Origin of the sequence: Spirochaeta cellobiosiphila DSM 17781 (assembly GCF_000426705.1) — a bacterium.
Lineage (GTDB): Bacteria > Spirochaetota > Spirochaetia > DSM-17781 > DSM-17781 > Spirochaeta_E > Spirochaeta_E cellobiosiphila.
In genome coordinates, this window is the sequence record NZ_KE384554.1 from 663234 (window position 1) to 676151 (window position 12918).

Genomic DNA, 12918 nt, shown 5'->3' on the forward strand with positions numbered 1-12918 from the left:
GTTGTGATCTTCCCAAAGGAAGCACAACCTTTTTTTGTTATTCTTCACTGATACGGGATTCCATATCAAGATAATCCCGTCTGTTATGAACGGCTTTGTAGGCAGGTCGGATGATCTTACCTCCAGAGACAAGTTCCTCTACCCGGTGGGCACACCAACCGGCGATACGGGCTATCGCAAAGATAGGCGTATATAACTCAGGGGGAATATTTAACATGTCATAGACAAAACCTGTGTAGAAGTCCACATTGGCACATATTTCCTTACGATATCCTTTAACGTCTGCAAAGACTTCAGGAGTGAGTCTTTCGATAGAATTATATAATTCGAATTCCTCTTCACGCCCCTTCTCCTTGGCTAATTCTCTCGCTTTTTCCTTTATCAGTTCTGCTCTAGGATCTGATAAAGTATAGACAGCGTGTCCCATACCATAAATAAGACCGGAATGATCAAAGGCTTCCCCTTTCAGGAGCTTGGCCAGGTATTCTGAGACTTCTAGGTCATCTTCCCAGTTTTGAACATTAAGTTTGATCTCCTGGAACATCTCCCAGACCTTAATATTGGCGCCCCCGTGTTTGCGCCCTTTTAGGGAACCGATAGCCGCACCAATAGAAGAATAGGTATCTGTTTCTGCTGAAGAGACAAGGTGTATACTAAAAGTAGAGTTATTCCCTCCCCCGTGTTCTGCATGAAGAACCAAAGCCAAATCAAGAAGCTCTGCTTCCAGAGGGGTAAATTGGGAATCCTGTCTTACCATGTAAAGGAAGTTCTCAGCCGTTGATAGCTCTGGCTGAGGGGGATGCAGGAACAAACTATCATTATAATAATTGTATCTCATAGCTTGATAACTATAAGCTGTTAACACAGGGAATCGGGCAATGAGTTCTACACTCTGCCTTAGTATATTACTTATGCTTAAGTTCTCAGGATCTTCATCATAGGAATAATAAACCAGTACAGTACGTGCCAGCTTATTCATAATGTTCCGACTGGGGAACTTAAGAATAGAGTCTTCAATTAAACCATTAGGCAATTCACGCAAGTCACTAAGGAGTCCAGTAAATTCAGCTAATTCAGATGATGTAGGCAGGGAACCGAACAATAACAGATAAGTGGCTTCTTCAAAACCGTATCGTTTATCCTTCTGGAAACCTGTTACAAGATCTTTAACATCATAGCCCCGATAAAGCAGACGCCCGGGTGCAGGAACTTTGTCCCCTTCATCCATGATATAACCGTGTACTTCACCTACTTCGGTTAATCCAACCACAACACCTGTGCCATCTGAATTTCTTAATCCTCTTTTGACATTCCACTTCTCATAAACTCTAGGATCAATCTTGTTCTGCGCCTGAGCTACATTGGTGTACCTTTCGAGGAAAGAGTTCAATTTTGATGTTTTATCCAAATTTCTCCTCCTTATTTTTTATCTTTTATGCCCTGGTCAATAATTGACAACAGATCGCTTCTTGATTGAGCCGTTAGTATGCCTTGACGGACCTCCTCCTTATTTAGCGCTGCACTGATAGAAGAGAGAACCTTAAGATGGGGTCCTGGAGCATCTTTTGGTGATATCAACAGTAAAAATATATTGCTGGGTTTACCATCGATACTATCAAAGGGAATCCCCCCTTTCTTAACGCCTATAGCTACCTTAACTGTGTCGATGCCGGAACTACGGCCATGAGGAATGGCTACACCGTTCTGCATACCTGTACTCATAGAAGCTTCCCTCTCAAACACAGCTGCAATAGCCTCTTCAGATTCGGGAATTTTGCCTGAGTTGTATAATATATTGACGAGTTCGCCTATTATATCATCTTTTGTATTTGATTTCAAATCCAATTCGACATCTTCTTGATCAAGATAGTCATGGATATGGAAATCTCCTCTATTATGAGCTTCTGTTGCTAATTCTTTGCGCATTTCATCAGGTTTAGCCAGATTCTTCACCTCTTTCATTATATTGTTCATATCAATTAAGGATTCGTAGATGAGGGTTTTTATAAAAGCCAGATCCTCACGGGCTGTGATAAACCTTAATTGGTTCTTATCTACTTCCAGAGTACAGAAGATGTCGTCTTTCCGTAGTTGATACACCCTGGTACCTAATTCCATCATATGGATAAAAAAGCCTTCGTGTTCCAGAGAACTGATTAGTTTAGTAACAAGGAACTCGCCCACTTCCGGGGATGGTAAATCGTATTCCGTTATAACAGTATCTGTACCTTTTGCTTCCTTATGGGTACCTATACCAGGAATGGCCAGAGCTTTTTCGAAGAGAGAAGGAGCAACCAATACGGATATTAAGGTCATAATAACAGCAATACCAAAGAGATCAGGACTCAGATAACCTGATGACAAACCAATACCGGCAATGATCAGGGAAACTTCCCCACGTGGTATCATCCCAAACCCAATCCTCAGGGCTCCCTTTTTATTAAAACCTAACCCTAGGGAAGGCAGACCGCATCCAATGACCTTACCAAGCACAGATCCTGCCGAATACACGAGACCTACAATGAGCACTTGAGGTGCCATCAAACTCTTAACATTAACGAGCATTCCCATAACCGTAAAGAAAATAGGCACAAAAAACTCATGAAGGCCAAAGAGGTTCTCCTGTATGACATAACTAATATCTGTCTTGGATAAGCTTAATCCCATAACATAAGCCCCGATAATCATGGCTAATCCCGCATGTTCGAAGACCCCTGCCAAGACCAAGGCCATACCTAAAGAAAGGACGGAGAAGGCCGGGATGCTATTAAAGGATTTAAGGAACTTACTGATTCGTTTACTAAAAAGGAGACCAAGTGCACTAAAACCAAGCCACACACCAAAGGCTTTTGCTGTAATGATACCAATATGACTCCAGCTTAAACCACCATGCCCTTTTGTAATACTTTCAGCTATTCCAACGACGATGGCCAGAAAAATAATACCTAACACATCATCTATTACAGCAGCAGCTAATATAGTAACCCCTTCGGGACTATCCATTTTCTTTTTTTCAGACAGGATTCTGGCACTAATACCAACGGAAGTGGCCATACTGATGACACCAAGAAAAAGAGCAGGAGGATCCATAAAGTCTACGTTCATCAACCAAACAGCAGTAAGATCCCCTAAGATAAAAGGAATGGTCAAACCGCCTATACCGATCAAACTTCCTTTTAAACTATATCTTAGGAACATATTTATGTCCGTTTCCAGACCTGCCAGGAAGAGCAGAATGACACTAGCTATTGTTGAAAAACCGTATAATTCGACTGTTACAGGGATATCCCCCTGATGAAGAGCAAAGATCCCGTGGGGAAAGCCAGGAATAGGAATACTCCCTAGAAGGAAGGGCCCAATGAGAATACCAGCTATCATCTCCCCTAACACACCAGGCAAACCAATTTTCTTAAAAAAACGTCCGCCTAATCTGGCTGCGAAGAGAATAATACCCAACTGTACAACCAATTCTGTCATTAATTGGGTTACCCCTTGACCTTCTGCGAAAACACTTGACGGAATTAGTAATACAATGAGTAAAACCAGTAATCTTTTCATTTGGGACTCCTATTCATTTTTAATAAAGTATAATTCAAATATATGATGTTGCTTTTGTAATCCTTTATTCTCAAACTTTGTTTCAGGACGCCACTCTTGCGGGTCCGCAAATCCTGAATACTTATTATGCAGTGAAGGTTCTGCTTCAAAATAAGATAAAGCCCAGTGAGCGTAATCTTCCCAATCTGTTACGAAGTATATATAGCCCCCTGTTTTGACTCTGCTACTCAGGAGTTTTAGAAAATCACTTTGTATTAAACGTCTCTTATTATGCCTTTTTTTAGGCCAGGGGTCTGGAAAAAAGATATGAACACCATCTAATTGTTCAGCTTCCATATCCTTGAGAACCGGGACCACATCATGGGAGATTACCCGCATATTATCTAGATTTCTAGAGCCTAATTCATAGAGAAGCTTGCCCACACCGGGAGTGTGAACCTCTACTCCTAAGTATGCTTTATCTGGGTTGTTCTGGGCAATCTGCCAGGTGGCATCCCCCATTCCAAATCCTATCTCAAGGACGTATTTGTCTTTGCTCGGAAGAATATCTTCCATCTTAAAAGACTTCCCTTCTGTATAGGGAAGGATCATGTGTTTATATTCCTGTAAAGCTTTCTCTTGTAAGGGAGTCATTCGACTGGCTCTTTTGACAAAGCTCTTGATTCTTCTTTCTGTTGTCATGATGGCTAGTTTAAATAATTTGCCTACATTGTACAAGAAGATATTTAAGGATGCTAATCCCTTTCTATTCAAACAATTACTTCATTATTACTCTTCTACAAACCTTTCCTGTTCTTCCTTATCCCATTCAGGATAAAAATCCAAACCAGTCAAGGCCTCGATCATATCCACATTAACGAGATAATCGGATAATTCTCCTCGACTGTCCCGTTGATGAGGTAGAAGATAGGGCTCTATATGAATCCCCTCTTCATTTTTATACAAAATAATCTTATAGAATAAAGGGGGAACACTAATGCCCTTGTACTCATCATAAGACGATGGTCCAAAGATGGTTCCTGCATACACCCAAACTTCATATCCCTTAGTTCGTATCAAATCTTCTCTGACATAGGTTTCCAATTGATACCATAATCCCCCGGCTCCATTAAAATCATATTGATCCTGGGGCGCTATATTGCTCATGTAATTGATCTCATAGATGGTTTGGTATTCATCCTCATCTCCATCAGCGGCTGTTAGGCCATCATGATCTCGATCTCCACCAGCAATATAATAAGGTGCCAGATGGCCTTTGGCATAATTACGCCAGGTTTGAAATTGTCCCTCATAATCCTTCTCGGAGGCTTCGTTATCAATATCAGGATCCCCCCGGAACTGAGCAAAATGACCTTTACGGGAGGGAGTCATAATATAATCAGGGGTCACATGATAAGCGACCCAGCGAGGTACTTTGTGAACAGGATCCCATTCGATGACATAGGCTTTCCGATAATAAATGAGATCTGTTTGAGAAGAAGGCAAACCTTGATAGATATGCTCAGACTCTTGACCGAATAAAGCGGAGCCTAAACAGAGCATACCCACTACAAGTCCTATGAATGACAACTTGTGCATTATACGGTTAACCCCAGATAACGATTGACTTCCTTCAGCGTTCCCATAGATAACAACTTGTCTGCTTCAGCTCTGCAATTAGTCAAGGAAGAGGTCATAATGATCTTCTGTACAGCAGGTAACTGTTTGGGATTAACAGAGATTTTACTTATTCCTATCCCCAATAGGAAAGGAATGATATAAGGATCGGCAGCGATCTCCCCACAGATAGATAGCGGACAGTTATATTTAAGGGAGGCATCGGATATTCTTTTTAAGGTTCTGAAGACAGCAGGATGATGGCTGATATATAAGCTGGAAACATCTTCGTTGGTCCTATCAACTCCCAGTAAATACTGAACCAGATCATTGCTTCCTATACAGAGAAAATCCGCTTCCTGTGCTAATTCGTCTACCACTTCCACAGCACTGGGTAGTTCAATCATGGCTCCGATTTTAGGTTCTTCATTGAAGGGGAAATGTTCAAGAGCCAGAGTTTCAATGGCCATATGAACTATATCCTTAGCTTCAAGAAAGTCATCCAGAGAGGATACCAGGGGAAACATGATTCTTAGATCCCTATCCGCACCAGCCCGAAGCATGGCTCTAAGTTGATCAATAAAGATATCTTTGTTACGTAAAGAAAAGCGCAAAGCACGTAATCCCAGAAAGGGATTACTTTCACTATTGGAAGGGAGATAGCTTAATACCTTATCTCCACCAATATCTAAGGTTCTTAAGATGATTTCCTTATCAGGCATAGAATCCAAGATCTTTTTATAGACCCGGTGCTGTTCCTCTTCAGAAGGGAAATCATTACGGACGATAAAAGGAAATTCACTTCTATAAAGGCCTATACCTTCCGCTTTTAAGGTTATGGCCAGGGGGAGCTCACTCAATAAGTTAATGTTGGACATTAATTTAATAGGAGCACCGTCGGAGGTATGGGTATGTTCGGCCATATCCTTACTGACAGCTTGTAAATCAATAGAACTCATGGACACATCAGAGTATTCGGCTTTAACCGTATCATCTGGATTAATAAGGATGGTGCTCTGATGCCCGTCTAAAATGATCTGGTCATGTTCACTAAGATTAAAGATGCTTTCATCTTCTACAAAGATAACAGGGATTTCCATACTTTTTGCCAGAATGGACACATGGGCACTGGCCCCTGTTCCTAATAGTATGAGTCCCTCAACATTCTGAGCCGACATTTTAATCAATTCGGAAGGAAATAATTCACGGGCTATAACGATTAAGCCTTGATAATCCCCTCTTCCATCATGAGACTTGAGAAGATTCTGGAGTATTCTATGGCCCAAATCCATAACGTCCTGAACCTTTTCCTGAAGCCTTTGGTTCTGGCTGGCAGAGAATATCTCAACATAACTTTGAACCACATCGATAACAGCTCTATAAGGAGGAACCCCTTCACTGATCTTTTGACACATAGTGCCGGAAAAACCGGAATCCCTTAACATTAATATATGGGCACTGAAGATGAGAGAAGCTACATCAGAATACTGTTCTTCCATGAACTGCTGTAGGTCTTCTAACTGCTTCTCTGTATCATTAACAGCCTGGTCAAAACCTTCAATGGTATCAAGAAAGACCTCAGGATCATGTATTTCTTCAAGACCCATCTTATCCAATACATAGGCCGTACCAAAGGCAAAGCCGGGAACAGTAGCTTTTCCCTTATATATATCTTTAATGGGACCAGGAGGTCCTTTTTTATCTCCCGATTCAGAATCAGTACGATTTAAGGCCATTAGGAGCTTGGCATTTTCCAAACTTGTGGCCAGCTGGGTAGCGATGGCTTTCAGAGCCCGGCTATCCTGATCATCAAAGAAGCCCGGACTTTGGTGTTGAACAACCAAGACCCCAATCCGTTCATGACCTCTCAATATAGGGACAGCGAGGAAGGCCTCATAGTTTTCTTCTCCCGCACCGGCAACAGGGATAAAGTTGGGGTTTAAATGCCCTTTATCCTCCCTGATGGTCCGTAACTCTTTTAAGGCTAGCCCTGTAATACCTTCTCCAAGAGCAAAATGGATCTGACCAACCATAGCGGGATTGAGACCTATGGTGGCCTCAAGAGTCAGCATTCCTTTGTTTTCATCCCAGAGATAAATCGAGCAGACATCTGCCTTCATATGGTTAGCAATGATCTTGACAACCCTGAAGAGAAAACCCTTAAGATTGGATCGGTCAGCGAACAAACCTGCCAGCTCACCAATATCGCAGATCATCTCTACGCTATATTTTTTCATTAGGCCTCACCTTAATACTATTTAAGTCCATTAACGGGTGTTAAGTCAACAAAATGCTTAGTCAGTGAGCTTAGAAAGCCGATCTTTGATAAACTCTGATTTTTCTTTTAAACCTATGCTACCTGTTTCCATAATAAGGATTTGAGGTCTGGTCGGATCAAGTTTGACCGTTCCTCCGCTTTCTTTGATAAGTCGCAATACCTTATTAACATTAATAAGACTCACTTTACCAAATTCAATCTGACACAGCCCTCTCCGTTCCTTCAATGACAGGATAAACAGGGATTTGGCCAGAATGCGGATTTCCGATAGGGCAAACAAACTTTGAACTTCATCCGGAACAGGTCCAAATCTATCATAGATCTCAGCAAATAAACGTTCCGAATCTTCTTCGGAAGTAACAGCGGCAATCTTTTTGTAGATTTCCATCTTCTCTGTAGCTTCAGTTATATAAGAATCAGGTATAAAACCAGTATATTCTAATTCAAGAAGAACTTCTTGAGCTTCTTCCTTACGATCTTCACTTCTAGCATTAATAGCTTCCTCAACAAGACGGATGTACATATCAAATCCAACACTTAATATATCACCCGATTGTTCCCTTCCCAACAAATTACCAGCACCACGAACTTCTAAGTCCTTCATAGCTACTTTGAAACCAGATCCTAACTCGGTAAAGTCACTAATAACCTGAAGACGTTTCATGGCTATCTCACTTAGAGCCTGTCCATCTGGATACAGCAGATAGGCATAGGCTAATTTACCTGACCGTCCGACACGACCACGTAATTGATACAACTGACTTATACCATACATATCAGCTCTATCAATGATAATGGTGTTTACATTGGGAATATCTATACCATTTTCAATGATGGTCGTAGAGACAAGAACCTGAAAACCGCCATTAATGAACCTATGCATAATGTCTTCCAGTTCATGGGGGCTCATTTTACCATGGGCTACATCTACCATAACCTCAGGCACAAGATTTTGTAAGAATATCTGAATGTTTTCTAATGTTTCTACCCTATTATGCAGGAAAAACACCTGTCCACCCCGTTCTACTTCCCGTCGAATGGCTTTGGCGATGACTTCTTCATTAAACTCCTGAACAAAGGTTTCGATAGGTTGCCTATTACGGGGAGCCGTTTTTAATACGGACATATCCCTGATCTTCAATAAAGACATATGAAGGGTTCGGGGAATGGGTGTAGCCGACAGGGACAAACTATCAATAGAGCTTCTCATCTCCTTTAGCTTTTCCTTATCCTTAACGCCAAAGCGCTGTTCCTCATCAATAACCATTAACCCAAGGTTTTTGAACTTAACATCCTTACTTAGAATCCTATGGGTTCCAATCAGAAGATCTATCTCTCCCTTTTCAAGCTTCTCCAGGGTTAGCTTCTGTTCTTTCTTGTTAACAAAACGACTTAGCATTCCAATACGGATGGGAAAACGTTTGAATCTTTCTGTAAAGTTATCATAATGCTGCTCTGCCAAAATAGTCGTAGGCGCAAGGAAAGCAACTTGCCGCCCCCCTATACAACCTTTAAAAGCCGCTCGCATGGCCACTTCTGTTTTACCATAGCCAACATCACCACAAAGAAGTCTGTCCATAGGACGAGAAGATTCCATATCAGTCTTTATATCTTCAATGGCGGCTAACTGATCTTCTGTCTCTTGATAGGGGAAAGAGGCTTCAAAAGAGACCTGCCAATCGTTATCCGGAGGGAAGGCATACCCCTGGGTTTCTTTTCTTCGGGCATACAATTTGATGAGACGATCAGCCAGATCCTCAACGTGCTTTTTGACTTTACCTTTCTTGGTTTCCCAGGATTTTCCTCCAATCTTATCGATTCGAGGGGTTTGACCATCCTTACCGATAAAACGCTGAACAAGGTTTACCTGTTCGATAGGAATGAAAATCCTCTCCTCATCGGCATACTCAACGCAGATATAGTCCCGTTCATTCCCAGCGGCTTTTATCCGTTCTATTCCTTTGAAAATACCAATACCGTGGTTTACATGTACGACATAATCCCCAGGATTGAGTTCTACAAAACTATCTATTGCCTGAGATTTCGCTTTCTTAAAAGAGGCAGCCACTCTCTTCTTGCGACCAAAGATTTCATTTTCCTGTATTACTACCAGCTTTTGTTCAGGCAATTGAAATCCGGAACTGATATCAGCTTGAAAGACTTCAACATTCATATCTTTAAACATGTATTCGATACGCTGTTTTTGAGAGGCGCTTTCGGATACAACATAGATGGTGTACTTTTGATCAAGCAGGTTAGCAATCTCTTCCTTTAGAAAATTAAGATTCCCGAAGAAACTACGCCCCCCTTCGTAATTAAACTTGAATGTATCCGGTCCATCTTCACGATGAAGATGAATACAGAATATTTTCCTTTGGAAATTGGCACTTATTTTTTCTAAATCTAATAGTAAGACTTCTGGTGAAGGGGCAATAACATCATCAACAAGAGCTTTTCGATAAAGTTCTTTATATTCCTTTAGTATGGGCTCGCAAGCGGACTGAATTCTTTCATATTCTACAAAAAAGACCGTATCTTCTTCATTGAGATAATCCAATAAGGAAGTGGTGGTATTGAAAGCGAGAGGATAGAGAAGTTCTTCTCCCCGCATTTCTCTCGTTGCTTTTAGTTCATCAAACCAAAGCGTATCCTTAGATTGGATTTGATCAAGATGGGAGGAAAGGACATCTAAACGTTCATCATCCCAGACCATTTCCTTAGCCGGATAAATGAGAACTTCTTCTAAAGCCCCTGTAGAACTTTGGATTCCTATATCAAAGGTTTTTATTTCTTCAATTTGATCAAAGTTAAAGACAATACGTAGTCCCTCTTCTGCTCCCGGTAGGGCAATATCCAGTACTTCTCCACGTAAAGCAAACTCACCAGCCACACTTACCCGAGGAACTCGTGAGTATCCCCAGGATGCTAACTGAATCTCTAGCTCCATAGGATCAAAGAGATCCCCTTTTTTTAATACAGTCATTCTGTCTCTAAAGTATTCTGTATCAGGTAAAGGAGATAAAAAGGCTCTTAAGGATGTGACGATTAACTTCTTACCTTTATTGAGGAGAAGGTAAGAGAGAACCTGGGATCGTTCCCCAAAGATGGAAGACTGGGGACTTATTCCTTTATAAGCCATGGTCCCCCACCAGGGAAAATCAAGAACCTCATCATAAAAGGCCTCTAAATCCTGCTTGAGGACTTGAGCTTCCTTCTCTGTTGAGGTCACTAATAAACAACTACCCTTGACATACTCTGTCAGTTTATTGCTAAGGTAACCTAAAAACGGCCCTTGAGCCCCACTTATATAGATGGGGAACTTTCTATGAGCGACAGCATTGGTTAAACTCTTCCATGCAGGAGAAGTCTTTATTTTATCATTCAGTGTATTTTCTAATAATGTTGACATCAGGTTCTTCCGATCTATTAAAAAGTAATGTTGGAGAAGATAATGTACAAAAGAATCAGCCTGGGACTAATACTTATGCTTATATCACTTTCTGTTTATGCGGGTGAGCTAGGTCTTGATATCCGTTTTATGGATAAGCAAGTATATTTTCCAGATAGTCAGATTCGCATTAAAGTGGATGTCGTTAATGACACATCCGAACTCCAATCCCTGGAGCTAGCTAATTATAGAGCTTATAACCTGGACTTTACAGTAAGGACCCTAACAAACAGAGAACTTCCCCATTCGCAGGAATTTACCATACGAAAGACGACAAATCAAGCAGTCTTCTATAGACAAGTACAGTTAGGTTCAGGAGAAATTTATTCCTTTGATGTCCAGCTGAATGATTTTATCAATATAGCGGAACCTGGGATGTACCGTATTAAGGCTATTTTTACTCCTACCCTGGAAGGAGGACAAAACTTGGAAAGCCCTTGGCTAAACTTGGATGTTCGCCCGGGGACTGCAGAAAAACCAACAGAACAGATCATAGAAGTAGCCAAAGAACAAATATTACAGAAAGCTGATTTATCCCCTGATAAGGTGGTGGCCTATACCATAAAAGCCAGACAAAGCTCTTCTTGGGAGAAGTTTTTCTTATACCTGGACGTTGAAAGTTTGTACTTAAGAGATGACATGAGAAAAGAACAGTACTACCGCATGACCGAAGAAGAAAGGATGTCTGCCCTGCGAGACTTTAAAATGGCTTTAAGTGAAGACAAGATCAGTTATGATATTAGTACCATTCCCTGGTCTTATACCATACAAAAAACATCCTATACACCAACAGAAGGGACAGTTGATACGATTCAAAAATTCCGTAATCCAGATTTCACTGAGATAAAACGTTTCACCTACTATCTGCGTTATACAGGTGGTTATTGGCAGATCTATGATTACAAAGTTATTAATCTTGGAACAGAATAAATGAAGGTTCTCCTTATACATGCTGAAACCAGCTTCAAAGAGACCCTTAGGTTACGACTAAAATCAAAGGGCTTTGACATCATTCACTATTTAAGTCCTTTAAAAGCTATGGATAATCTATGGGAGATAGAGCCTGATCTCGTTCTTATATCAGCATATCATTTCCCCAGACATTGGAAAGTCGTCCTTTATCTACTCAGACAGTTATACGATAAAGAACAATCCATTTGCATTCTTCTGACAGAAGAAAACTATCCCTGGGAAGAAGCCAGTAAAGCTCTTCATCTTGAAGCGAACGCCCTGCTCCCTAATAAATTGGAAACAGAACTGGATTATAGCCAACTGGAAAAGATACTCAAACGCTATAAAGCTTATAAAAATGATAGTCAAAACAAGACAAATGTCACAGAAGAAGAGAGTATGGAATACATCTTCACCCATCCTAAAAGTATTCAGTTGATAACAGGAATTGTCACAGACATGAATCAAGAGGGCTTTACCTTTTTACCTGATGATATTCCAAGCACTTCAGATCTGGAGAAAGGGACATCCTTAACCGAAGGCTCTCTAAGCCTCGAAGGTCATATATATAATATCAATGTTGATATATTAGAAAACAACAGACAGTTACGCCTTGCCTTCCGCAATCTTCCTTCAGAAGTGAAAGAGAGTCTAATAAAAATGAATAACAGATCAGCTTGACAAGAAAAATTAAGGTTTTAGAATATAGAGTAAGGAGGATAGTGTGCTTAAGTATTTAGAGTCAGCTCCCATATCAGAAATATCTATCTATGATGATTCAAAAAGCTATCTTCAAGAAGGAGTCATATATAAAGGTTCTCCGAGAAAACATCCTTATGACAAGGATAAAGTAATCTTTATCCCTGATCCCTTAGATAGCATTACCCAGTTTTATGAATTTAGGTTATCCAATGTTCTTCATGCAGAAGATCTTCCCAGTCCTGTTGATAAGGATGGAAGGGGGTATAAAATGATGAAAATATGGGTCAAGAGAGGAAGTTACGCCTTAAAAAGTGAAGCCTTTGTAATAAAGTAAGCCTTCTTGACCGTACTATAGAGAAGTTTTACATTAACCATAGATAAATAA

The 12918-nt window shown here is 40.7% G+C and carries 9 protein-coding genes; 3 read left to right on the forward strand and 6 right to left on the reverse strand.

Going from position 1 to position 12918, the window contains the following annotated elements; translation table 11 throughout:
* Positions 1-37 precede the first annotated feature (37 nt).
* From K345_RS0109930 to mfd, 6 genes are all read right to left on the reverse strand, one after another.
* On the reverse strand, positions 38-1408 hold the full coding sequence (locus K345_RS0109930) for a citrate/2-methylcitrate synthase (protein ID WP_028974024.1): 1371 nt from the start codon (positions 1406-1408) through the stop codon (positions 38-40).
* 11 nt (positions 1409-1419) lie between these two features.
* A complete protein-coding gene (locus K345_RS0109935) occupies positions 1420-3558 on the reverse strand; it encodes a cation:proton antiporter domain-containing protein (RefSeq protein ID WP_245584615.1) in 2139 nt (712 codons plus the stop codon).
* A gap of 9 nt (positions 3559-3567) precedes the next feature.
* A complete protein-coding gene (trmB, locus tag K345_RS0109940; RefSeq protein ID WP_037571974.1) occupies positions 3568-4239 on the reverse strand; it encodes a tRNA (guanosine(46)-N7)-methyltransferase TrmB in 672 nt (223 codons plus the stop codon).
* Between the two features lie 87 nt (positions 4240-4326).
* Positions 4327-5136 (reverse strand): DNA/RNA non-specific endonuclease, encoded by an 810-nt coding sequence (locus K345_RS0109945; RefSeq protein WP_028974027.1) that lies wholly within the window; start codon positions 5134-5136, stop codon positions 4327-4329.
* On the reverse strand, positions 5136-7391 hold the full coding sequence (ptsP, locus tag K345_RS0109950; RefSeq protein ID WP_028974028.1) for a phosphoenolpyruvate--protein phosphotransferase: 2256 nt from the start codon (positions 7389-7391) through the stop codon (positions 5136-5138). Before ptsP ends, K345_RS0109945 begins: the two co-directional genes overlap by 1 nt.
* Before the next feature lie 57 nt (positions 7392-7448).
* Complete coding sequence (gene mfd, locus K345_RS0109955; protein WP_028974029.1) at positions 7449-10841, reverse strand: transcription-repair coupling factor; 3393 nt, start codon at positions 10839-10841, stop codon at positions 7449-7451.
* A 42-nt stretch (positions 10842-10883) separates the two neighbouring features.
* Here mfd and K345_RS0109960 point away from each other — a divergent pair, with 42 nt between their 5' ends.
* Genes K345_RS0109960 through K345_RS0109970 form a run of 3 tightly spaced genes read left to right on the forward strand, consistent with a single transcriptional unit; the run spans position 10884 to position 12867 of the window.
* Positions 10884-11810, forward strand: a complete 927-nt coding sequence (locus K345_RS0109960; RefSeq protein ID WP_028974030.1) for a hypothetical protein — start codon at positions 10884-10886, stop codon at positions 11808-11810.
* The gene (locus K345_RS0109965) at positions 11811-12512 is read left to right on the forward strand and encodes an ANTAR domain-containing protein (protein ID WP_028974031.1); all 702 of its coding nucleotides are present in this window, start codon (positions 11811-11813) and stop codon (positions 12510-12512) included.
* Positions 12513-12555: 43 nt separating this feature from the next.
* A complete protein-coding gene (locus K345_RS0109970; protein ID WP_028974032.1) occupies positions 12556-12867 on the forward strand; it encodes a hypothetical protein in 312 nt (103 codons plus the stop codon).
* Positions 12868-12918 lie beyond the last annotated feature (51 nt).

Excerpts from the sequence above, each read along its gene's own strand:
- K345_RS0109965 (WP_028974031.1), top strand. The coding sequence starts at position 11,811 with ATGAAGGTTCTCCTTATACATGCTGAAACCAGCTTCAAAGAGACCCTT.
- K345_RS0109935 (WP_245584615.1), bottom strand. The coding sequence starts at position 3,558 with ATGAAAAGATTACTGGTTTTACTCATTGTATTACTAATTCCGTCAAGT.
- trmB (WP_037571974.1), bottom strand. The coding sequence starts at position 4,239 with ATGACAACAGAAAGAAGAATCAAGAGCTTTGTCAAAAGAGCCAGTCGA.
- ptsP (WP_028974028.1), bottom strand. The coding sequence starts at position 7,391 with ATGAAAAAATATAGCGTAGAGATGATCTGCGATATTGGTGAGCTGGCA.
- K345_RS0109945 (WP_028974027.1), bottom strand. The coding sequence starts at position 5,136 with ATGCACAAGTTGTCATTCATAGGACTTGTAGTGGGTATGCTCTGTTTA.
- mfd (WP_028974029.1), bottom strand. The coding sequence starts at position 10,841 with ATGTCAACATTATTAGAAAATACACTGAATGATAAAATAAAGACTTCT.
- K345_RS0109960 (WP_028974030.1), top strand. The coding sequence starts at position 10,884 with ATGTACAAAAGAATCAGCCTGGGACTAATACTTATGCTTATATCACTT.